This is a genomic window from Pseudomonas sp. S30_BP2TU TE3576 (assembly GCF_050436025.1).
Lineage (GTDB): Bacteria > Pseudomonadota > Gammaproteobacteria > Pseudomonadales > Pseudomonadaceae > Aquipseudomonas.
The window spans coordinates 2451859-2474973 of record NZ_JBNDLK010000001.1; the positions used below are offsets into that span (position 1 = coordinate 2451859).

The 23115-nt window shown below is 60.5% G+C and carries 22 protein-coding genes; 20 read left to right on the forward strand and 2 right to left on the reverse strand.

Annotation, left to right across the window (positions count from 1 at the left end; genetic code table 11):
* The first annotated feature begins 21 nt into the window (after positions 1-21).
* The 9 genes from ABIA48_RS11155 (at position 22) to ABIA48_RS11195 (ending at position 7309) form a co-directional block, all read left to right on the forward strand.
* On the forward strand, positions 22-426 hold the full coding sequence (locus ABIA48_RS11155) for a DUF6387 family protein (RefSeq protein WP_429488619.1): 405 nt from the start codon (positions 22-24) through the stop codon (positions 424-426).
* Positions 427-610: 184 nt separating this feature from the next.
* Positions 611-883, forward strand: coding sequence for a helix-turn-helix transcriptional regulator (locus ABIA48_RS11160; protein ID WP_429488621.1), 273 nt, complete (start codon positions 611-613; stop codon positions 881-883).
* 1 nt (position 884) lies between these two features.
* Complete coding sequence (locus ABIA48_RS11165) at positions 885-1091, forward strand: hypothetical protein (RefSeq protein ID WP_429488622.1); 207 nt, start codon at positions 885-887, stop codon at positions 1089-1091.
* Between the two features lie 457 nt (positions 1092-1548).
* Positions 1549-1794, forward strand: coding sequence for a hypothetical protein (locus tag ABIA48_RS11170; RefSeq protein ID WP_429488624.1), 246 nt, complete (start codon positions 1549-1551; stop codon positions 1792-1794).
* A complete protein-coding gene (locus ABIA48_RS11175; RefSeq protein WP_429488625.1) occupies positions 1791-2099 on the forward strand; it encodes a hypothetical protein in 309 nt (102 codons plus the stop codon). Before ABIA48_RS11170 ends, ABIA48_RS11175 begins: the two co-directional genes overlap by 4 nt.
* Before the next feature lie 3 nt (positions 2100-2102).
* The gene (locus ABIA48_RS11180; RefSeq protein WP_429488627.1) at positions 2103-3065 is read left to right on the forward strand and encodes a toprim domain-containing protein; all 963 of its coding nucleotides are present in this window, start codon (positions 2103-2105) and stop codon (positions 3063-3065) included.
* Positions 3052-4857: a DUF927 domain-containing protein gene (locus ABIA48_RS11185; protein ID WP_429488629.1), complete on the forward strand. Its 1806-nt coding sequence runs from the start codon at positions 3052-3054 to the stop codon at positions 4855-4857. The genes ABIA48_RS11180 and ABIA48_RS11185 overlap by 14 nt, the downstream gene beginning before the upstream one ends.
* A 590-nt stretch (positions 4858-5447) precedes the next feature.
* Positions 5448-6938 (forward strand): aldehyde dehydrogenase family protein, encoded by a 1491-nt coding sequence (locus ABIA48_RS11190; protein ID WP_429488631.1) that lies wholly within the window; start codon positions 5448-5450, stop codon positions 6936-6938.
* Between the two features lie 98 nt (positions 6939-7036).
* Positions 7037-7309 carry a DUF4242 domain-containing protein gene (locus tag ABIA48_RS11195; RefSeq protein ID WP_429488632.1) on the forward strand — a complete coding sequence of 91 codons (273 nt, stop codon included), beginning with the start codon at positions 7037-7039 and terminating at the stop codon, positions 7307-7309.
* Between the two features lie 59 nt (positions 7310-7368).
* On the opposite strand, the gene ABIA48_RS11200 is transcribed toward ABIA48_RS11195, so the two are convergent.
* A complete protein-coding gene (locus ABIA48_RS11200; RefSeq protein WP_429488634.1) occupies positions 7369-9270 on the reverse strand; it encodes a sigma-54-dependent Fis family transcriptional regulator in 1902 nt (633 codons plus the stop codon).
* Between the two features lie 258 nt (positions 9271-9528).
* Here ABIA48_RS11200 and ABIA48_RS11205 point away from each other — a divergent pair, with 258 nt between their 5' ends.
* The 7 genes from ABIA48_RS11205 (at position 9529) to pqqE (ending at position 16163) form a co-directional block, all read left to right on the forward strand.
* Positions 9529-10461, forward strand: coding sequence for a transporter (locus ABIA48_RS11205; protein WP_429488636.1), 933 nt, complete (start codon positions 9529-9531; stop codon positions 10459-10461).
* 79 nt (positions 10462-10540) lie between these two features.
* On the forward strand, positions 10541-12628 hold the full coding sequence (locus ABIA48_RS11210) for a PQQ-dependent dehydrogenase, methanol/ethanol family (protein WP_429492843.1): 2088 nt from the start codon (positions 10541-10543) through the stop codon (positions 12626-12628).
* A 118-nt stretch (positions 12629-12746) separates the two neighbouring features.
* Positions 12747-12818, forward strand: coding sequence for a pyrroloquinoline quinone precursor peptide PqqA (pqqA, locus tag ABIA48_RS11215; RefSeq protein WP_097084786.1), 72 nt, complete (start codon positions 12747-12749; stop codon positions 12816-12818).
* A 125-nt stretch (positions 12819-12943) separates the two neighbouring features.
* On the forward strand, positions 12944-13855 hold the full coding sequence (pqqB, locus tag ABIA48_RS11220; RefSeq protein ID WP_429488638.1) for a pyrroloquinoline quinone biosynthesis protein PqqB: 912 nt from the start codon (positions 12944-12946) through the stop codon (positions 13853-13855).
* Positions 13856-13991: 136 nt separating this feature from the next.
* Complete coding sequence (gene pqqC / locus ABIA48_RS11225; RefSeq protein WP_429488640.1) at positions 13992-14744, forward strand: pyrroloquinoline-quinone synthase PqqC; 753 nt, start codon at positions 13992-13994, stop codon at positions 14742-14744.
* Positions 14741-15016 (forward strand): pyrroloquinoline quinone biosynthesis peptide chaperone PqqD, encoded by a 276-nt coding sequence (gene pqqD, locus ABIA48_RS11230; protein ID WP_008051583.1) that lies wholly within the window; start codon positions 14741-14743, stop codon positions 15014-15016. The genes pqqC and pqqD overlap by 4 nt, the downstream gene beginning before the upstream one ends.
* Complete coding sequence (gene pqqE, locus ABIA48_RS11235) at positions 14988-16163, forward strand: pyrroloquinoline quinone biosynthesis protein PqqE (protein ID WP_429488642.1); 1176 nt, start codon at positions 14988-14990, stop codon at positions 16161-16163. Before pqqD ends, pqqE begins: the two co-directional genes overlap by 29 nt.
* Before the next feature lie 103 nt (positions 16164-16266).
* On the opposite strand, the gene ABIA48_RS11240 is transcribed toward pqqE, so the two are convergent.
* Positions 16267-17217 carry a LysR family transcriptional regulator gene (locus ABIA48_RS11240; protein WP_429492845.1) on the reverse strand — a complete coding sequence of 317 codons (951 nt, stop codon included), beginning with the start codon at positions 17215-17217 and terminating at the stop codon, positions 16267-16269.
* 400 nt (positions 17218-17617) lie between these two features.
* On the opposite strand from ABIA48_RS11240, the gene ABIA48_RS11245 reads away from it, so the two are divergent.
* The 4 genes from ABIA48_RS11245 (at position 17618) to ABIA48_RS11260 (ending at position 23067) form a co-directional block, all read left to right on the forward strand.
* Positions 17618-17947: a DUF485 domain-containing protein gene (locus ABIA48_RS11245; RefSeq protein ID WP_429488644.1), complete on the forward strand. Its 330-nt coding sequence runs from the start codon at positions 17618-17620 to the stop codon at positions 17945-17947.
* Positions 17944-19593 carry a cation acetate symporter gene (locus ABIA48_RS11250; RefSeq protein ID WP_429488646.1) on the forward strand — a complete coding sequence of 550 codons (1650 nt, stop codon included), beginning with the start codon at positions 17944-17946 and terminating at the stop codon, positions 19591-19593. The genes ABIA48_RS11245 and ABIA48_RS11250 overlap by 4 nt, the downstream gene beginning before the upstream one ends.
* 169 nt (positions 19594-19762) lie before the next feature.
* A complete protein-coding gene (locus tag ABIA48_RS11255; RefSeq protein ID WP_429488648.1) occupies positions 19763-21013 on the forward strand; it encodes an OprD family porin in 1251 nt (416 codons plus the stop codon).
* Between the two features lie 350 nt (positions 21014-21363).
* Positions 21364-23067 carry an AMP-binding protein gene (locus ABIA48_RS11260; RefSeq protein ID WP_429488650.1) on the forward strand — a complete coding sequence of 568 codons (1704 nt, stop codon included), beginning with the start codon at positions 21364-21366 and terminating at the stop codon, positions 23065-23067.
* Positions 23068-23115: the final 48 nt, after the last annotated feature.

Sequence of the window (23115 nt, forward strand, 5' to 3'; positions counted from 1 at the left end):
ACGTATGTTCCCGTATGGGACATGCCAAGCGAATCAGAGCGCAATTATTTTTCTCGCTACAACAAGCTTGCACCTGTCCTGCTTGACATTACAGCTCCAGACGAAGTTATAGCCAAGTCAGCCGTAGCATTTGCAAGATCAATAAGAGAGCGCTTTGACCTCTCAAATCTGAAGCAAAAAATATCAACCAAAGACTTTGAAAAATGGTCGGAACAAAGACTTCTTGCTTATATCGACCTGGAGCTTTGGTTCGGGGCTATTGGTGAAAAGCCTGCTGCCCACAAAATTGCAGACCTACTATTTCCTGACAAAGTCGATGTTGACATCTCCGAATACGTGCGAAAAACGGTTAGAAAGAATGCCCAAATACTAATGCGCGCAGACACATACAACGCTTTGACCGCTCAATCTGGCGCAAATATTTAGCTATGAATTATTCCGGAGACTTTCTGAACAGCGAAGCTTCCGGAAACAATTCCAAAAAAAATTTTCCGGACACCAGCAACAACCGCTAACTTCCGGACAAAATCAGGCCTTATCGGCAACCTACCGAAAAAGTTCGTCAGAGTATTAAATCTGTATCCGCCCGAACCTATAGCCGGATACAAACATGTACAACATCCCACCAATTCAAGCTGAAAGCACTTTGTCCGCCATTCAGCATTTCGATCCTTTCACCATAATCATTCGTATGCCTGAATTGGAGGCCATGACCGGCCTCGCCCGCCCAACCGTCTACAAGCGACTGAAGGACGACCCAACCTTTCCACGCCCAGTACCGCTGAGTAATAGCAAGTCGCGTGGTTCGCCGGTTGGCTTTGTGCTGGCCGAAGTACAGGATTGGGTTCGCCAGCGCATTGCCCTGCGCAACGAGGGTGTCTGAAATGAAAAAGTTCACGATCCCCGTCGAGCGATTCGCTAGCAAGATCCAGCAATTTGGGGATCTTCCGTTTCAAACGGAGGCAGTGAAAAAACCAGTCTCTCGCTGGTGGCTCATTGGCGCTATGAAAAGCCAGGAGCCTATCAACACCTCACCAGTTTTGCGGGACCAACTGCAGTTCACCCTCGGCCTGGTGGATGTGTGTCCATGAGAATTGCACACCCATTCCTTCCGCTTGCCATGCATCCCCGTAAGAGTTATGGTTTGCCCGTCGCTGCAAATTCAGCGACCGGGTTTGGCGACCCGAGTACTGTTAGGCGCACAGGCGCCCCCATAACGATTGCAGGCGCTTTTTTTGTGCCCGCACATCCTGTTTATGGTGGCTGTGCGCGGGAGACCTTCGGGTCTGCCGGGTTCCTAACGTCCCGGTTCGCCAACCTGCGCACAGCTGCCACCCTAAATCGTTTGGCGACGGTCAGTGGCAGCTCCAACACCACGTTAGGAGTACCACCGATGACTACCCTCATTCCGTCCAAAGTTCGCGCACTAGCTCACCGCCGAATGGCCTTGAGCGCCCTCCGTGCAAACTCCTCCCTTTCAGTTCGTTTGAAACGCTACAACCACCATATGGACCTAGTCCGCGCCCTGGAATCCCAAGGGGCTGCGCAATGAATCTACAGACCCACCAAATCGCCGACGAAGCTATCAACCTGATTGACGCCACCCACGACCACATCGGCTGGCTGACCGCCCTGATAACCGCCATTCGCGCCGATGCGCAACACAACAAGGGTCGTGACCTCGAAAAACTGACCGGTTTTGGCCAGTTCCTGGGCAATGATTGGAAGCACTATCTGGACGGGCAATCCAAGCGTTTGCGTGGTCAGTTGGATGTGGTGGAGGTGTCGCTTTGAATACCCTCAACTGCACGCCCGATACACCGATTATCGACCTGAACAGCGATCAGCGCCGCACGCTGATTGATCTCATTGAAGTTGAGCGCAATCACGCTTCTCACTGGTGGACGATGCTCAACGAAATGCGCTGCCACGGTGAGTTACCACATTGGGTGAAAGAGCAAGAAGTCGGGGCTGCCCCGGATCATGACCGTTGGTTAACTGATTGCTCCCACATCAACAAAGCGTTGTTCGGGCGTGCCTCTGTGCGCGGTGAAGCCAGCCAGCCGATGTTTCGCTGCCACCCTGAACTGAGGGGCTAAATCATGACGAATTTTCAACACTGCCAATCGGCGGTGACGCCCTCGGCTTGCCTGAAGAATGTCACCGGGCCGGCTGATGCCATCCATCACAAGGCCGTACCAGTCCAGTTTCGTGACGCGCTTCAGTCCGTTTATGGCCCGCTCGATTGGCTGCCGGAGCCAGACGGCGCAATTCATCGTTTCCATGTTCCCGGCGACAAGCAGGGCAGCGAAAACGGCTGGTATGTCTTGTACCTGGACGGAATCGCGTCGGGCGCGTTTGGCAGCTGGAAAGTGGGCAGCACCAGCACCTGGTGCTGCCGTGAACCGGCCGATCCGCGTGAAGCCGAGCAAGTGCGCCACCACATCGGGCAGGCCAAACGCCAACGCGAAGCCGAGCAGCAACAGCGCCAACTCAAGGCAGCCATTCGCGCTCGGCGTTGGTGGCGCGATGCGCGGCGCGCTGATCCTGCCCACCCGTACCTGATCGCCAAGGGCATCCATCCGCATGGCCTGCGCCAGAGTGGTAATGCCTTGTTGGTGCCGCTGTATGCGGCAGGTGAGCTGGTCAACCTGCAGCGCATTACCAGTGACGGCAGCAAACGCTTTCTGGCAGGTGGTCGGATCAAGGGCAGCTATTCGCCACTGGGCGTCATCGTGCCGGGCCAGCCCTTGTGCATCTGCGAGGGCTGGGCCACGGGCGCCACGCTGCATCAGCACGGCTACGCCGTGGCCTGCGCCATGAACAGCGGCAACCTCAAACCTGTAGCGCTCGCCCTGCGTGCCCGCTACCCAGAACAGCCAATCCTCATCGCCGGCGACGATGACCGGCTCACCGACGGCAATCCCGGGCGCACCGCCGCCAATGTCGCCGCCGCGATGGTGGGTGGCCAAGTGGCGTTCCCGGAATGGCCAGAAGACGCCCCCGCCGACCTCACCGACTTCAACGACCTCGCCAATTGGAAACGCGCCCATGTCCCTGCCTGACAGCAACGTCATCAGCCTTCGGCCCGATGCGCCGACCATTGCGCCTGAGCGCCCCTGCTGGGCCGTGTACGAGCAGTGGGTCACCAATGAGAAGGGCCGCAAGTTGCGTCCGGGGGTGTACCGCCACGGGTTCAAACGCGCAGCGGGCCAAGATGAGGACGACGCCGACAACGACACCAACGACCGCCCGATCATTGATGAATGGATCGCCAGCCCGGTGACCGTGACAGCGCGGACCACCAACAGCGATGACGGCAGCGAGGGACGTTTGCTGCGCCTGTGCACCGACAGCGGCATCAAGGAATGGATCATCCCCATGGAGGTGTTCGGTGGCAGTGGCGAGGATGCCCGCCGCCAGCTGTTCGGCATGGGCGTCATCATCGCGTTGAAAAAACGCGGCGCCTTCATGGAGTACCTGCTAGAGCAACGCCCAGAAGAACTCTTCGCCACCACCAGCCGTCCGGGCTGGCACGAGTCGGGCGCGTTTGTCTTGCCCGGCCGCACCCTCGGCAGCGACAAGGTGCGTTATCAGGCCAGCGGCAAAGGCCAGAACCTGTTCAGCGTGCGTGGCGAGCTGGCGCTCTGGCAAAGCGAAGTCGCCGCCAAGTGCGCGGGCAATCCGGTGCTGACGTTGGCCATCGGTTGTGCGCTGGCCGGACCACTGCTGAGTCTGGTCGGCGTGCTCGGCGGCGGTGTGCACCTGGTGGGCGACAGTTCCAGCGGTAAGTCCCTGGCGCAGTTGATTGGCTCGTCGGTGTGGGGTGACCCCGGCGTGTTCGCCGCCAGTTGGGACGTGACCAAGGGCGGCTTGGAGATCGAGGCCGCCGGGCGCAATGACACCCTGTTGCCGCTGGACGAAATCAAGCGCGCCGATCCGAAGCGTGTCCAGGAGATGGCCTACTCACTGGCCAACGGTCAGGGCAAAGGCACCATGACCCGCGAGCGTGAAGGTCGCGCTAAATTGAGCTGGCGCCTGCTCACCCTGTCGAGTGGCGAACGCTCCCTCTCCGAGCACGCCGCCATTTCCGGTAATGCCGCCCATGCCGGTGCTGAACTGCGCATGGTCGATGTGAATGCCGGCACTCGGGCCCACCGCGCCTTCGATGAGCTGCACGGGCTGGAGGGGGCCGACTTCCACCGCCTGCTCACCGTGGCCGTGAGTGCCCACCATGGCCACTTGGGGTCCGCGTTCGTCGAGCAACTGCTCGCCAGCGACGACCGCCCCGGCCTGCTGGAAAACTTCGCCAACGTACGCGGCAAGTTTGTCGAGGACAACGCACAGGCCGGCCGTGTGGCCGACCGCTTCGCCGTGATCGCCCTGGCTGGGGAAATGGCCATCGCCTACGGCCTGTTGCCTTGGGTACCGGGCAGTGCCCTGATCGACTGCCAGTTGCTGTATGGCGAGTGGCTGGCGCGGGTCGGCAGCGGCAATGCCGAAGACCGGCAGATCCTCGCCGGCATCCTCGACTTCATCGACAAGCACGGCAGCAGTCGCTTCTCCGACGTGGATGACCACACACCCGACTCCAAGGTGTTCAACCGCGCCGGGTATTGGGAAGTATCCCTGGGCAAACGCCTGTACCTGTTCAACAAGTCGGCGCTGGTCGAGGCGGCCAACGGCTATGGCCTCAGTCGTGTGGTCAAGGCACTGGACGGGGTCGGCGCGTTCGCCAAGCGCGACACCGACAGAGACAGTCGCAAGACCAAAAAATATCGCCTGCCCGGTGGCGGATCGGCGCGCCTGTATGTCGTCGATGCCGAAGCCATGGACCTGGAAGCCGCCAGTGTATGACCACTCAACACCCATGGCCGACTTCACAGGAACCTAGTTTTGTGGGGAACGCGGGGAACAGTGGGAACAACCAATGTTTCCGGGGCGTTGGGGCGTTCCCCCTTATAGAGATGTTGGGGAACAGGGGGAACACACACCTGTTTTTCTATAAACGACCCTGTTTCTGCCCAGCGATTTGGTGGGAGGTGCTCGGCACATAGGGCTTGGCCAGCCGCCGATCCACCTCACTTATTATTTTTTGGAGAACTTAAGTCAACTCCAACAGCAGCTCGACGAGTCTGCCATGGTGGAAGTCGAGTCTTTTTGAGGAAGCCGGCGCAGAGATCACGGTGATATCCGGTAGGAAACATGCGAGCGGTGCCGAAGCTCCATGAACTTGGCCTTCGTGCTGGCCTGGCCGCATCCACGGCGCCGCCACTGTCCCGTTCTGAGACAGTTGTACAGGTTCGATACAGCCCTCGCTTCGCCATTTCTGCTCAGGTCGCCAACCCGGCAGGTCAGGCACCCAGCGCCTGCAGCACTTTCGGCGAGGCTGGCACAGGCGTTGCTCCGGGGTCAGGTACAAGACCCACAACAACAAGGCCTCGCCCATGGAAAACCTACCGCTGCATCCCAAGACCGTCGAATTCCTCTCCAGGCAACCGCGTATGCTGATCGGCGCCGAATGGATGGACGCCACCAGCGGCGCGACCCTGCCGGTGCGCAACCCGGCCACTGGCAACGTCCTGCTGGAAGTGCCGTCCGCCAACCATGTCGATGTGGACCGTGCAGTGCAGGCCGCGCGCCGCGCCTTCGACAACTCCACCTGGAGCCGTATGCGTCCGCGCGAGCGGCAGAACCTGCTTTGGCGCCTGGCCGACCTGATCGAGCGCGATGCCCAAATGATCGCCGAGCTCGAATGCCTGAACAACGGCAAGAGCGTGCAGGTGGCACGCTTGGTGGACGTGCAATTGTCCATCGACTCCCTGCGTTACATGGCCGGATGGGCTACCAAACTCTCGGGCAGCACAGTGGAACCGTCCCTGCCACTAATGCCCGACAGCGACTTCCACGCCTTCATCCGTCGCGAGGCCGTGGGTGTGGTCGGCGCCATCGTCGCCTGGAACTTCCCCTTCCTGCTGGCTTGCTGGAAACTCGGTCCGGCCCTGGCCACCGGTTGCAGCGTGGTACTCAAGCCGGCCGACGAAACCCCGCTGAGCGCCCTCAAGTTGGGTGAACTAGTGCTGGAGGCCGGTTATCCCGCCGGGGTGTTCAACGTGGTCACCGGCACTGGCCTCAACGCTGGCGCCGCGCTGACCAGCCACCCGGGCGTGGACAAGCTGACCTTCACCGGATCCACGGAAGTGGGCAAACAGATCGGTAAAGCGGCCATGGACAACATGACCCGCGTCACTCTGGAGCTGGGCGGCAAATCGCCCACCATCGTCCTGGCCGATGCCAACCTGCAGGTGGCCGCCGCCGGTGCTGCCAGCGCCATCTTCTTCAACCAAGGCCAGGTGTGCTGCGCCGGCTCGCGCCTGTACGTGCAGCGCAAGCACTTCGACCGGGTGGTGGGTGACATCGTCGACATCGCCAACGACATGAAGCTTGGCAACGGACTCGACCCGAGCGTGGCCATGGGACCGCTGATCTCCGCCAAGCAACAGGATCGGGTGCACAACTACATCCAGATGGGTTGTGATTTGGGTGCCACCGTCGCCTGCGGTGGCGAAAAGTTCGGCCCCGGCTACTTCGTAAAACCCACGGTGATCGTTGACGTCGACCAGAAACATCGCCTGGTCCAGGAGGAAATTTTCGGCCCGGTACTGGTGGCCATGCCCTTTGACGACATTGACGAAGTCGTGCGTCTGGCCAACGACAACCCCTACGGCCTGGGAGCCAGCATCTGGTCCAATGACATGGGCGAGGTACATCGCATGATCCCGCGCATCAAGTCCGGCTCGGTCTGGGTCAACTGCCACAGCGCTCTCGACCCGGTGCTGCCCTTCGGCGGCTACAAACTCTCCGGCGTCGGTCGCGAAATGGGGGCGACCGCCATTGACCACTACACAGAGCTGAAAACCGTAATGATCAAGTTGTAACCCCTTTCAGGCCGGGGACCGCCCCTCAAGGCCCCTGCCTGTTTTTTATTTTGGGTCGTGCACCATCGCTCGCCCACCACAATTTCAAGGAAACTCACATGCCGAAATATGTCATCGAACGGGTAATCCCGGGGGCCGGGAAGTTCTCCGCCGAAGAGCTCAAAGCCATTTCGCAGAAGTCGTGTGCTGTGCTCGGCACAATGGGACCGCAGATCCAGTGGCTGCACAGCTATGTGACGGACGACAAGGTTTACTGCCTGTACATCGCGGCGAACGAACAGTTGGTTCGTGAACACGCCGCACAAGGCGGCTTCCCGGCCAATAGCGTGGCAGAAGTGCTTGAGACCATCGACCCCGGTACCGCCGAATAGTATCGCCGCCCCGTAGGCAAGGCCGCCGTTCCTGTTGAAAGGCGGCATTGCCTCCAGCGCTAATTCTCCTCCATTCCCTTCAGTTTGCGGTACAGCGTCGCCCGCCCTATCCCGAGGCTGCGCGCGGCGGCCGAGAGGTTGCCACCGTTCGCGTCCACCGCCGCCTTGATCGCACGCAGCTCCGAGACCTGCAGGGTATCCCCCGCCTGCGGCTGCGGTGTCCCTGCCGTTGACCCGAGCTGAACTTCACAATCCTCCAGTACGTCGTCAGGCAGGTGCTGCAGGTCGATTTCCCCGTCGCTCTCGGCCAAGGCAGCAGCCAGGCGCAGGGTCTGGTTAAGCTGGCGGACATTTCCCGGCCAACGGTAGATCAACAGCGCCTGCAGCGCGGCTTTGCTCAGGCTGAGCGGTTTGTGTGCGGTGGTTGCGGCGTACAACAGGTGCTGGATCAGCGCTTCGAGGTCGCGGCGCTCGCGCAGGGCTGGCAGGAATACGCGCAGGCCATTGATGCGGTAATAAAGATCCTCGCGAAAGCCTTGGTTGGCGCTGAGCTGCTTGAGATCTCGGTGGGTGGCGCAGATCAGCGCGCAGTCCACCTTGATCACCTGGCTGCTGCCAAGTCGGCTAAGGCTTCGCTCCTGCAACACGCGCAGCAGGCGACCTTGCAGTTCCAGGGGCATGTCGCCGATCTCGTCGAGAAACAGGGTGCCCTTGTGCGCCTGTTCTATCTTGCCGCTGGCGCCCCCCTTGCGACTGCCGGTAAAGGCACCTTCGACGTGACCAAACAGTTCCGATTCGATCAGGCTGGCCGGGATGGACGAACAGTTGATCGCGACGAAGGCCTCGCCAGCGCGGCGACTGCCTTCGTGCAGCAGACGGGCGAAGACCTCCTTGCCCGTGCCGGTTTCGCCGTTGATCAGCACCGGGATGTCATGGGAGAAGGCCTTGCGTGCCCGGGTCAGAGCGTCCTGCAAGGCCGAATCCTGCAAGCAGGGGCCGGGCTCGGACGAGGGCAACTGCTCGACGGTAGTTGCAGCCATAGGAGTCGAACGCGGCACCCGCGTCATTTTCTGGTCGGGACTCAGAGTGATGCAGGCGTGTAGTTCGCCGCTGTGGTGGCTGCGCAAGCGCAGCGGCGCACTGAGATCGTGGCGGCAATAGCAGGTGGCATGGACGAAAGGCACGTCGAACAGCTCGGCGAAATCCAGGCCGGACTGAATCTCGCCAAGCTTCAATAACTGTCCGGCGATGCGGTTGGCGCAGCGCAGCTTACCGGCCGGATCGAAGGCCAGCAGGCCTTCCAGTGGCGTACCGAGAATGTCCAGGCGGTGGTGTAGGTGCACCAGCAGCACATCACCCAGCTGGGCGAACATGCGGTTTTCGATGGCACGAGCGGCAAACACCAGGGAATCCAGGGTGTACACCGAGGGCACGCCGTGTTTGCTGCTGGCGTCCAGCACCCCGACGATGCCGCCATCCAGGCCGAAAATCGGCGTGGCCAGGCAGGAGAACCGGCGAGCCTCCTCCAGGTAATGCTCCTCGCCGACGAAAAACACCGAGTCGCGCTCGCTCAGGGCGCAGCTCGGCGCGGTGGTGCCAACGTTCTGCTCGGAAATCTGCGCCCCGACACGAAATACCTGGTTCAACTCACGGTTGTCGGTGCTGCGCCGGCCTAGGCTGCTGACCACCACTCCTTCCAGATCGATGCAGGCCAGCACCCAGTCCTTCGGCGACAGGGCGACATGCAGTTGCTCCATTTCCGGGGTGGAGCACTTAAGCAGCAGGTGATTACTTTCAGCTATTTGTGCACCGCTGGCGACCACCGGGGCATCGAACAGCAGACTGTCGCGCTGACACAGACCGTAGTTCTGTGAGCGCTGCCAGGATCGCGCGACCACTTGGGAATCGACGAAACGCTTGCGCGAAGGGGGCGTCGTAGGGGTGTTGCTGGATTTGTGCATGGCATGCGTCTCGGGGGCGAATGTCTCGAACTGGGCCAGCCCGGCCCCAAGCCACTGTCTCAATTTGAGGCAGCGATACAACGGGACAAATCCTGCGCTTCGTTCGATAACTCTTATTTTTATTCAAATTATTGATTTTCAAGAGTTTTTTATAAAAAACAAAAAACTGGCACAGGCTCTGCTCAATGACTTCACGTTAGTCCGGTATGCGCTCCGGCACTAAGTTTGATCATAAACAAAAACAATAAAGGTGATGTTATGAAAATGAGCACAGAGCCAGCTCGCCTCAGCCCTGCGTGGTTGCCACGCGAGCTCCGTCCAGCTTATCTGTTGCATGCTTCGCTATTGGGCCTGCTCTTCGGTTTCTCCGGCAGCGCCTCGGCGGTGGACGTTGATGCTGGCGATTACACTGCCCTTCCGGCAGGCACCAACCTGGGCTTGCTCTATTACCAACACACCGAACGCAATGCCCTATACGCCGACAGCCACAAGGTACCGATCAAAGCTGGCCTGGATTCAGATGTAGGCATCCTGCGGGGTGTCCACTTTATGCAGCTCGGCGATTACATTGTCGACCCACAGTTTCTCCTGCCGTTCGGCAATGTGCGAGCCAAGGACGATTTGCAGGATCTTGGCAGTGACAGCGGCACCGGCGACTTGATCCTCGCCGCCACGGTCTGGCTACTGAATCAGCCTGAACAGCGCCGCTACTTCGGCATCACTCCTTTCCTCTACGTGCCCACCGGCAGCTATGACAAACATAGCGCGATCAACCTCGGCGAGAATCGCTGGAAGTTCGCTTTGCAAGCCGGCTATATCACCGGGCTGACCGACAAGCTGACCCTCGATCTGGTGGGCGATGTGACGGTATTTGGCGACAACGACGAATACGGTAATTCCAGCGCCACCCAAAAACAGGATCCGCTTTATCAAGGCCAGGCTTTTCTGCGCTACAACTTTACCGAGCGCTTCGATGTGCGTGCCGGGATTTCGAAGCTCTGGGGCGGCGAAAGCGAAATCAATGACCTGGGCATGGACGACAAGCCCGGCACCAGCAAATACACAGTGGGGACATCCTACTTCGTCACTCCGAGCACCCAGCTGATGGTCAATTATGGCCAAGACATCTCCGTAGACAACGGCTTCAAGGAGGACAAACGCATCAATCTCCGCGTTCTGCAAATGTTCTAGCTTTCACGCGCCATTCCCCGCGCAGAAAGCGCGCAAAGCGACCCACCTCCAACAAGTACAAAAGGAGTCTTGCGTAATGATCAAGACGCAGTCAGCACCTCTGATTTTCGCTAGCCTGGCCTTGGCCCTGCTGGCTCCCCTGGTTGGCGCCAGCCAAGTCGACCAAGCCGCCATCATCGCCAGCGAGAACGACGGCAGCCAGTGGCTCAGCCATGGTCGCACCTATGATGAGCAGCGCTTCAGCCCGCTCAAGCAGATCAATGAGCAAAACGCCAACCAACTGGGTCTGGCCTGGCACATCGATCTCGACAACCACCGTGGCCTGGAAGCCACGCCGCTATTCTCTGACGGCGTGCTTTACGCTTCTTTGTCCTGGAGTCGCGCCATCGCCGTCGACGTCAAGACCGGCAAAGTGTTGTGGACATTCGACCCCCAGATTGACCGCGGCAAAGCTCGCGATGCCTGCTGCGACGCAGTCAACCGCGGTGTCGCGCTGTGGAACGGTAAGGTCTACATCGCTACCCTCGACGGCCGCCTTATCGCACTCGATGCCAAGAACGGCCAACAGGTGTGGAGCCAGCAGACAACCGACAACAGCCTGCCCTACACCATTACCGGTGCACCACGGGTCGTTAAAGGTAAGGTGATCATCGGCAACGGCGGTGCCGAATACGGTGTGCGCGGTTACTTTTCTGCCTACGACGCCGAAAACGGCAAGATGGAGTGGCGCTTCTATACAGTGCCGGGCGATCCGAACAAGCCCTATGAGCACCCGGAACTGGCCGAGGCAGCCAAGACCTGGACCGGCGACCAGTACTGGAAACTCGGTGGTGGCGGCACAGTGTGGGACAGCATGGCCTACGACCCGCAGCTCGACCTGCTCTATATCGGCACCGGCAACGGTTCGCCGTGGAACCGCAATATCCGCAGCCCACAAGGCGGCGACAACCTCTACCTGTCATCGATCCTGGCCATCCACCCAGACAGCGGCCGCCTTGCTTGGCACTATCAGGTGACACCGGGCGATTCCTGGGACTTTACCGCCACCCAGCAGCTCACCCTGGCCGAGCTCGAAATTGGCGGCAAACCGCGCAAAGTGATCATGCAGGCGCCGAAGAACGGTTTCTTCTATGTGCTTGACCGTGAGACCGGCCAACTGATCTCCGCTGAAAAATTCGGCAAAGTGACCTGGGCCGAGAAGATCGACATGGCGACCGGCAAACCGGTGGAAGCACCGGGCGTGCGCTACAAAGACAAACCCATAGTGATGTGGCCGAGCCCGTTCGGTGCCCACGGTTGGCACTCGATGTCGTTCAACCCGCAGACCGGCCTTGTGTACATCCCCTATCAGGAGATTCCAGGCGTCTATCGCAACGAAGGCAAGGACTTCACCAAGCGCAAGGCATTCAACACCGGCGCCGGGTTCTCCGACGCCACCGAGATCCCGCGCGAGGTGGTGTCCGGCGCGTTACTGGCCTGGGATCCGGTGAAGCAAAAAGAAGCCTGGCGTGTGCCCTACCCGCACTACTGGAATGGCGGCACCCTGAGCACCGCGGGCAATCTGGTGTTCCAGGGCACGGCCGACGGCAACCTCATCGCCTACTCTGCTGACAAGGGCAAGAAACTGTGGTCCTTCGCGGCCCAGACCGGCATCGTCGCTGCCCCCATCAGTTATCGTTTCGAAGGTGAGCAGTACATTGCCGTAATGGCTGGTTGGGGCGGTGTCGCGCCTTTGATCGGCGGTGATGCGGCTAATGCGCCGGGGGTGGGCAACGTCAGTCGCCTGTTGGTGTTCAAACTCGGCGGCACGGACTCTCTACCGCCATTACCGGAGAAAGCGCAGGTCGTCAGCCGCATACCGAAACCGGTCGACGTGTCCGCCACAGACCTCGCCGCAGGCCAACAGATGTTCGGCACCTATTGCTCCGTCTGCCACGGCGTGGGCGCAATCAGCGGCGGATTGATTCCCGACTTACGCAAATCCGACGAGGCGCGGCGTGGCCTGTTCCAACAGATCGTCCTTGACGGTGTTCTGAAGCCTTTGGGCATGCCTTCTTTCAAAGACACGTTGGAGCCCGCCGAAGTCGAGAAAATCAAGCAATACGTGATGAGTCGGGAATACGCGGACTACCTCAAGGTACAACAGTCGGCCAAGGCAGCGCCGTGATTGCACTGAAGTAACGCAATGGTGGCGAGCCGGCGTGACCGGACTCGCCAAGATGTCGAGCAAGGATGCGAACAGCTTTTTCAAGATTAACCATCCAACAACAATGAGGAACTCGATCATGTGGATTAAACCTGCCTACACCGACCTGCGTATCGGCTTTGAAGTCACCATGTATTTCGCCAGCCGCTGACCCGTGAGCGTGGTGCCGTGCGCGGCTCCACTCCACAGGCATGGCACCACATCAATTTGGCCCCGGTGCGCCGGGGCACTTTTTGCGCAATCGCACCCTGACGCGATTGTTTGTCGGAACAAATAATGAATATCCAGATTCTGGGCTCCGCCGCCGGCGGCGGTTTCCCCCAGTGGAACTGCAACTGCGTGAACTGCGCAGGCTTTCGCAACGGCAGCCTGCGGGCCAAGGCGCGGACGCAATCGTCCATCGCGATTTCCGATGACGGCTTGAACTGGGTGCTGTGCAACACCTCCCCGGACATTCGCGCCCAACTCCAGAGCTTCGCCCCGATGCAGCCTGGCCGCGCCCTGCGCGATACCGGGATCGGCGCGATCATCCTGATGGACAGCCAGATCGATCACACCACCGGCCTGCTCATGCTGCGCGAGGGTTGCCCGCATCAGGTCTGGTGCACCGACATGGTCCACGAAGACCTGAGCAGCGGCTTTCCGCTGTTCAACATGCTGACCCACTGGAACGGCGGGCTGAACTGGAACCGGATCGAGCTCGATAAAGGCTTCACCATCCCCGCCTGCCCGAACCTGCGCTTCACCCCGCTGCCTTTGCGCAGTGCCGCGCCGCCGTACTCGCCGCACCGCTTCGACCCGCATCCGGGCGACAACATCGGCCTGATCGTCGAAGACCTCAACACTGGCGGCAAACTGTTCTACGCACCGGGGTTGGGCAAGATTGATGCACCGCTCCTGGAAATCATGGCCGGTAGCGATTGCCTGTTGGTGGATGGCACGTTGTGGGACGACGATGAAATGCAGCGTCGTGGCGTCGGCACCCGCACCGGGCACGAGATGGGCCACCTGGCACAAAACGGCCCCGGCGGCATGCTCGAAGTGCTGGAACAACTGCCCACGCAGCGCAAGGTGCTTATCCACATCAACAACACCAACCCGATTCTCGATGAAGATTCGCCGGAACGGGCGGAGCTGGATCGGCGCCAGGTTGAAGTGGCGTATGACGGCATGAGTATTGTGCTGTAGCGGAGGGCCCCTTCGCGGGCAAGCCCGCTCCCACAGGGATTGTGTACGCCACAAATCCAATGTGGGAGCGGGCTTGCCCGCGAAGGCGTCCGACCAGACACCAAAGATTTCAACGGTTGTGCACCGGAGAACCGCAATGACCGACACCCCGATGTCCCCCGCCGAATTCGAAGCGGCCCTGCGCGCCAAGGGCGCCTACTACCACATCCATCACCCCTACCACGTGGCGATGTACGAAGGCCGCGCCACCCGCGAACAGATTCAGGGCTGGGTCGCCAACCGCTTTTACTATCAGGTGAACATTCCGCTGAAGGACGCCGCGATCCTCGCCAACTGCCCTGACCGCGAGATCCGCCGCGAGTGGATTCAACGCCTGCTGGACCACGACGGCGCGCCCGGTGAAGACGGCGGCATCGAAGCCTGGCTGCGTCTGGGCCAGGCCGTAGGCCTCGACCCGGACCAGCTGCGCTCCCAGGAACTGGTGCTGCCCGGCGTGCGCTTCGCCGTGGACGCCTACGTCAACTTCGCCCGCCGCGCCAGTTGGCAGGAGGCCGCCAGCAGCTCCCTGACCGAGCTGTTCGCCCCGCAAATCCACCAATCGCGCCTGGACAGTTGGCCCCGGCATTACCCGTGGATCGACCCGGCCGGATACGAGTATTTCCGCACGCGCCTGCGCCAGGCACGGCGTGATGTCGAGCATGGTCTGGCGATCACGCTTGAGCACTACAAGACCCGGGAAGGCCAGGAGCGCATGCTGGAAATTCTCCAGTTCAAACTGGACATTCTTTGGAGCATGCTCGATGCCATGAGCATGGCCTACGAACTGAATCGCCCGCCGTATCACAGCGTGACCGGGGAGCGAGTCTGGCACAAAGGAATCACCTTATGAGTTTCGATCGCAGCAAGACCCCGACCTGGCGTCCCGGCTACCGCTTCCAGTACGAACCGGCGCAGAAAGGCCACGTGCTGCTGTACCCGGAAGGCATGATCAAACTCAACGAAAGTGCCGCACTGATCGGTGGCTTGATTGACGGTGAACGGGATGTCGCGGCGATCATCGCCGAACTCGACCAACAGTTCCCCGGCGTGCCCGAGCTCGGTGACGACATTGAGCAATTCATGGAGGTTGCCCGTGCGCAGCACTGGATCGAACTTGCCTGATTCATCAGTGCAAGTACCGCCCAAACCGGAAGTCGGCCTGCCACTGTGGCTGCTCGCCGAGCTGACCTATCGCTGCCCGTTGCAATGCCCGTACTGCTCCAATCCGCTGGATTTCGCCGAGCAAGGCAAAGAGCTGAGCACCGAACAGTGGATCAAGGTGTTCCGCGAAGCGCGGGAAATGGGCGCGGCGCAACTGGGCTTTTCCGGTGGTGAACCGCTGGTGCGTCAGGACCTCGCCGAGTTGATTGCCGAAGCCCGCAAACTGGGCTTCTACACCAACCTGATCACCTCCGGCATTGGCCTGACCGAGCAGAAAATCAGCGACTTCAAGAAGGCCGGCCTCGATCACATCCAGATCAGTTTCCAGGCCAGCGACGAGCAGGTGAACAACCTGCTGGCCGGTTCGAAAAAGGCCTTTGCGCAGAAACTGGAAATGGCCCGGGCGGTGAAGGCCCACGGTTATCCGATGGTGCTGAACTTCGTGACCCATCGGCACAACATCGACCAGATCGACCGCATCATCGAGCTGTGCATCGCACTGGAAGCGGATTTCGTCGAGCTCGCCACTTGCCAGTTCTACGGCTGGGCTCAGCTCAATCGCGTTGGGTTATTGCCGACCAAAGAACAATTGGTGCGCGCCGAACGCATCACCAATGAATACCGCGCCAAACTGGAGGCCGAAGGGCATCCATGCAAGCTGATTTTCGTCACGCCGGACTACTACGAAGAACGCCCGAAAGCCTGCATGAACGGCTGGGGCAGTATTTTTCTGACGGTCACGCCAGACGGAACCGCCCTGCCCTGTCACGGTGCCCGACAGATGCCGGTGCAGTTTCCCAACGTGCGCGAGCACAGCATGCAGCACATCTGGTACGACTCGTTCGGCTTCAATCGCTTTCGTGGTTACGACTGGATGCCCGAACCGTGCCGCTCCTGCGACGAGAAAAAAAAAGACTTCGGCGGCTGCCGCTGCCAGGCGTTCATGCTCACCGGTGATGCCAGCAACGCCGACCCGGTGTGCAGCAAGTCGCCACAACACGGCGTGATCCTCAAGGCTCGCGAAGAAGCCGAACACGCAACCCAGACCATCGACCAACTGGCCTTTCGTAATACGCGTAATTCGCGGTTGATCGCCAAGGTCCGCTGAATGCATGAATCCAGACTCACCTTAGTCAGTCTAATGAGTCCTCGCTGGCGACTGCGACGCGTCGCTGGGTGCGTGCTGATTGGCCGCTGACCCGTACTACAACTCAGGGTGAAGGCAGGTAAACCATCGCATGCGACTCGCCCATCAGCAGCGGTTGATTGAGCTCCGCGCAAGCGCGCAGATAGTCGGCTACCAAGGTGATCCGCTTCAGCTTGCGCAGGTCCTCGCTGTAGTACATCCAGAACTGGCGGGTGACCTCCACCTGATCCGGCAGCACTTCACATAGGCGCGGGTCGGGACCGGCGAGGAAGCAAGGCAGGATGGCCAGCGCTCGCCCTTCCAGCGCCGCATGGTACTGGGAGACAACGCTGGTGCTGCGCAGTCGGCTGTGCGCGCCGGGCAGCAGGTCGTTCAGGTAAAGCAGCTTGAAGCTGAAGGCCAGATCCTCGACATAGGTCACGAACGGATGGCCGGACAAGTCCTCACGATTGGCAATCGGCGCATGATTGGCCAGGTACTCCGGTGTCGCATACAGACGCAAGCGATAGTCGCACAGACGCGAGCACACGTATGGACCGCGCTCAGGACGCTCCAGGGTGATCGCAATGTCCGCCTCGCGCCGTGACAGGTTGACGAAGTGCGGGACCGGTAAAATGTCCACTGAGATGTGCGGATAGTGAATGATGAAATGACTCATCTGCGTGGTGACAAAGCAGGAACCGAAGGCTTCGGTACAGCCGATGCGCAGGTGCCCGGCGAGCCCCCCGGTGGTTCCTGAAACCTGCTCGCAGGCTGCCAGCAGCGTACTTTCCAGCGTTTCGGCGTGGCTGATCAGGTGGTGCCCCTCGACCGTCAAGACGAAGCCCGACGTCCGCGATTTCTCGAATAACAGGGCGCCCAGGCATTGCTCAAGGGCGCGGATGCGCCGCGACACCGTGGTGTAGTCCACCCCCAAACGGCGGGCGGCACCGCTGGCGGTGCGGGCACGGGCGACCTCGAGAAAGAAACGCATATCGTCCCAATTCACGTGACTTTGCGTTGTGCGTTTTTGCATATTCATCAGGCTTTTCCGCCCATACATATTGGAAATTAGCCAACATATACTCGCATCCAGCCTGGTTTGACCAGCATCGTTTCTCAACCGGAAACGCCCCAATTTCAATCGGGGCTGACGGCATAAATGCAGGCTAAAAAGGCTGCTTTCAAGCCGAAAATAGGCAGTTGTGCGTCAGCGCAATCACCGTCGTATTCGCACCCGCCGAGGACTCATCCGGCGGGCACTCTGTCGGCACCCAACTGATGCCATTGCACCATCCCCTTGCCTTAGGAAGATAGCCAGGGCAGCAACGACTCCAGCAGCATTCAGGTGACGCTCCGCTTCGGAACGTCGCTCGGGTACCCGTACGCCCCTAAAAAGGCCGGCAAACAAAAACAATTAAAAGCGGAGCCTCACCATGACGACTGACCATCCGAACCACGCCCTGACTTGCGACCAGGTCAGGGCCAATCCCAAGTTCCAGCGCCTCGCTAGTCAGCGCGCACTGCTGGCCTGGTCACTGAGCGGCGCGGTCCTGGCCGTCTACTACAGCTTCATTACGGTGGTGGCCTTCGCCCCTGCCTGGCTGCACCTACCGCTGTATGACGGCAGTCATCTGAGCCTCGGCATGCCGATCGGCGCGACAATTATCCTGCTGTCCTGGTTGCTCACCGCTTGGTACGTACACACCGCCAATACCCGCTTCGACGTGCTCAGCGCGCAAATCCTCCAGGAGACCCGCGCATGAAACGCCTGCCCGCCCTTCTCACCCTTTGCCCTCTGTTGGCCAATGCCGACACCATCACTGCAGAGAAGCAACCGCTCAACGTGCATGCCATTGGCATGTTCTTCGTCTTCGTCCTAGCCACACTGCTGATCACTTGGTGGGCGTCCCGCCGTACACGCTCCGCTGCCGATTTTTACAGCGCCGGTGGCGGTATAACGGGTTTTCAGAATGGCCTAGCAATCGCCGGTGACTATATGTCGGCGGCCACATTGCTCGGCCTTTCGAGCCTGGTGTTCAACAAGGGTTATGACGGCTTCATCTACATCATCGGCTTCTTCGTCGGCTGGCCCATCGTCACCTTCCTGATGGCTGAGCGCCTGCGCAACCTGGGCCGCTACACCTTCGCCGACATCGTCTCCTTGCGCCTGGATCAAACCCGCGTGCGCAGCTTCGCCGCCCTCGGCTCACTGACGGTGGTGTGTTGCTACCTGGTGGTGCAGATGGTCGGAGCCGGCCAGTTGATCAAGCTGCTGTTCGGCCTCGACTATCGCACGGCGGTGGTGGTGGTCGGTTTGCTGATGCTGGTCTACGTGATCTTCGGCGGCATGCTCGCCACCACATGGGTGCAGATCACCAAGGCGGTTCTGCTGCTGGGCGGCGGCACAACCCTGATGCTGATGGCCCTGAGTCGCTTCGGCTTCAGTTTCGAGACGCTGGCTGCCCAAGCGGTGGCGGTGCACGCCAGTGGCGTGCAGATCATGGGCCCGGGCACCTTGTTGGCCGACCCGATCAACGCGGTATCCCTGTCCCTCGGACTGGTCTTCGGCATCGCCGGCTTGCCACACATCCTCATGCGTTTCTTCACCGTGCCCAATGCCAAGGAGGCGCGCAAATCGGTGCTGTTCGCCACGGTATTTATCGGGTTCTTCTTCCTGGTGGTTTGCATCCTGGGCTACTGCGCCATCGTCATCGTCGGCACAGATCCGCAGTACTTTGTCGACGGCAAGCTCGGCGGCGCCATGGTCGGCGGCGGCAACATGGTGGCCATGCACCTGGCTAAAGCGGTGGGCGGCAACCTGTTTCTCGGATTCCTCTCCGCTGTGGCCTTCGCCACCATCCTTGCCGTGGTGTCCGGGCTGGCCCTGGCCGGCGCCTCGGCCATCTCTCACGACCTTTATGCCTCGGTGCTGAAGAAGGGTATGGCTGACGAGATGCAGGAAATGCGCGTGTCGCGCGTCGCCACTGTCTGTCTGGGCATTGTCGCAATTTCCCTCGGCATTCTGTTCGAGGGCCAGAACATCGCGTTCCTGGTCGGCCTGACGTTCGGCATAGCGGCCTCTGCAAATTTTCCGGTGCTGATCATGGCCATGTACTGGGACGGTCTGACCACCCGAGGCGCCCTTTACGGCGGTCTGACAGGGCTGATCAGCGCCCTTGGCCTGGTCGTCGGCTCGCCATCAGTGTGGGTCGGCGTATTGGGCCATGCTCATGCGATTTTCCCTTACGACCAGCCGGCGCTGTTCTCCATGCCTTTGGCCTTCCTGGTCATCGTCGTGGTGTCCAAGCTGGACCGCAGCGAGCGCGCCAACCGTGAGCGCGCGGCATATGCCGATCAGTTCGTCCGCGCGCAGACCGGCTTGGGCGCTGCCATGGCCAGCAGTCACTGACGCTGAAGTTTTTGCGGGGTCTACGCCCCGAGCGCGAGTTCGCCCCTTAGCACCGCGCTTTTTTACTCCCGCCCTGCGCCGCCCCGCGCTGGGCACCTCCAACAAGCCTTCCCTCCACTGGCCCCGGTCAGTGCGGGATCGGCTTGCTCATAACAACAAGAGGCAAGCAATGAAACCCACCCTTTTCACACTGTTCCTGGCGGGCACCAGCCTGGCCACCCAAGTCCATGCGGACTTCCTCGCAGACAGCAAGGCCAGCCTGGAGCTGCGCAACTTTTACTTCAACCGAGATTATCGTCAGACCAACGCCGCCCAATCCAAACAAGACGAATGGGCCCAAGGTTTCCTGCTGCGCTATGAATCGGGCTTCACCGACGGTTTGATCGGTGTCGGTTTCGATGCCATCGGCCTGCTCGGCGTCAAGCTTGATTCCAGCCCCGATCGCGCAGGCTCCGGCCTGCTCAAACGTCACAGCGACACGAGCAAGGGCGCTCAGGACGAGTATGGCGAACTGGGCCTGACCGCCAAAGTGCGCGCCTCAAAAAGCACGCTGAAACTCGGCACGCTGTTGCCCAAGCTGCCGACCGTGCTGGCCAACGATTCACGTCTGTTGCCACAAACCTTCAAGGGCGGTCAGTTGACGTCGCTGGAACTTGAAGGCCTGACGGTGGATGCCGGACGATTGACGCAGGTCAATCAGCGCGACTCCTCAGACTACGAGGACATGGGCATCACCCGAACCGGCGCCAAGGGCATCACCACACGTCATGTCGATAGCGACAGCTTCGATTTCGCCAGCCTGAACTACAAATGGACCAGCAACCTCGCTACTGGCTACAGCTACGGTCACCTCGACAACTTCTACAGCCAGCACCTGGTGAATCTGACTTACGTGTTGCCGGTAACGACGGGCCAGTCGTTCAAGACAGATCTGCGCTTCGCCCGCTCCACCGACGATGGTGGCAGTAATGTCGATAACAACGCCATTGGCGCGATGTTCACCTACAACCTCGGCGGGCATGCGTTCGGCCTGGGTTATCAAGGCATGAGCGGCGACACCGGCTTCGCCTACATCAACGGCACCGATGCGTTCCTGGTGAACTTCGTGCAGATCGGCGACTTCGCCAGCAAGGACGAAAAGTCCTGGCAGGCGCGTTACGACTACAACTTTGCAGCCTTGGGCGTTCCAGGCCTGACGTTCATGACCCGTTACCTCACCGGCGACAATATCGATCTGGGCGGTAATCGCCCGGAAGGCAAGGAATGGGAACGGGATACCGACATCGGCTATGTCGTGCAGAGCGGACCTCTGAAAAATGTCGGGGTGAAATGGCGCAACGCGACAGTTCGCTCGACCAACTTCGGCAGCGATCTGGATGAAAACCGCCTGATCCTCAGCTACACCCTACCGCTCTGGTAAATCCTCCGCCAGACGGGGGCCGCTCGCGTCGTCTGACGGTGCGAGTGGCCCCTTCCAACGCGCAACCTCTATGATTTTTTTGCACAACGCACCGGTTTTTATGAGCATTCTTAATTGATTTTTGCATGCATATACTGGGCTCAAGCGCCTAGTCATGAACCAGGCCAGACCCAACAAAAACAAACAAGGGCATACACCGTGAAGACATCCATGCTTGCCGCCGTCTCCCCGTTATCCGGTACCTGCGCGCGTCTCGTACGCATTGCTGACCGCAGCGAAGCCCGCCTCGCCGCCTGACCATTCCGTACCCGTTACCGCGCCGGTCGCCCTAGCGATCGATGGAGACTTCAATGAACAGCAACTGCCAACCCTTCCTCGCCGCTCGAGACTTCCTGCTGGCCCACCGTACCGATTACGCCACTGCCGCGCGTGACTTCCGCTGGCCGCAGCTGAACGAGTTCAACTGGGCACTGGATTACTTCGATGCGATGGCCGAAGGCAACCAAGCCAATGCCTTGTGGATAGTCGAAGAAGACGGCAGCGAACAGCGCTATAGCTTCCAGCAACTGGCCTCGCGCTCCAACCAGGTGGCCAACCACTTGCGTGCCCTTGGCGTGCGCCGTGGCGAACGCATCCTGCTGATGCTCGGCAACGATGTCGCCCTGTGGGAAACCATGCTGGCCGCCTTCAAAATCGGCGCCGTGGTCATTCCCGCCACCGCCTTGTTGACCCCGGATGACCTGCGCGACCGCATCGAGCGCGGCCAGGTTCGCCACCTTGTGGTCGGCGGCGCCCATGTCGACAAGTTCGTCGGCCTGGGTGAAGGCTGCAGCCGCATATGCGTCGGTCCGGGCCCCGCCGACTGGACCTCGCACAGCGCAGCCAGCGAATATTCCGAGCAGTTCGAAGTCGAGGGCCTCACCCTGGCCACTGACCCGATGCTGCTGTACTTCACCTCCGGCACCACCTCCAAACCGAAGATGGTGCTGCACAGTCACCAGAGCTACCCGGTCGGCCACCTGTCGACCATGTACTGGATCGGCCTGCAGCAGGGTGACCTGCACTTGAACATCTCATCACCGGGTTGGGCCAAGCATGCGTGGAGCTGCCTCTTCGCACCGTGGAACGCCGGCGCCTGCATCTTCATCCACAATGTCGCGCGCTTCAGCGCCACGGCTCTGCTCGGCGCGCTGGAGCGCTACGGCGTCACCAGCCTGTGCGCCCCACCCACCGTCTGGCGCATGCTGATCCAGGAAGACCTGGCCAGTTACAAGGAGCGCTTGAAACTGCGTGAACTGGTGGGCGCCGGTGAACCGCTCAACCCGGAGATCATCGAGCAGATCCTGCATGCCTGGGACTTGCCACTGCGCGACGGCTTCGGCCAGTCGGAAACCACCGCCCTGGTCGGCAACACACCTGGCCAACTGCTCAAACCCGGCTCCATGGGCCGTCCGCTGCCGGGCTACCGAGTGACCATGCTTGACCCCGATGGCATACCCGGCAATGAGGGTGAAGTAGCCCTGCCGCTGGACGTGCGACCACTCGGTCTGATGTTGTGCTACGAGGACAGCCCGGAAAAAACCGCCGAAGTGATGCGCGACGGTTACTACCGCACCGGTGATACCGCACAGATCGACGAAGAGGGCTACATCACCTTCGTCGGCCGTGCCGACGACGTGTTCAAGGCTTCCGACTACCGCATCAGCCCTTTCGAACTGGAAAGCGCGCTGATCGAACACCCGGCGGTGATGGAAGTGGCCGTGGTGCCGAGCCCTGACCCTGTGCGCCTGGCAGTGCCCAAGGCCTATCTGATCCTGGCCCATGACGCACCGGGCAGCTACGAACTCGCCGCCAACATCCTCGCCTTTGCCCGCGAGCATTTGGCGCCCTACAAGCGGGTGCGACGTATCGAATTCGTCAGCGAACTGCCCAAGACCATCTCAGGGAAGATTCGCCGGGTGGAGTTGCGGCAAATGGAAGTGCAGCGTCGTCAGGGCGACGCTCGAGGCCCGCAGGAATACTTCGAAGAAGACTTCCCGCACCTCAAGGGCTGAACCCGGGCCGTTAAGCCGGCCATTCTGAATTCAAACGCGACCGCTCGG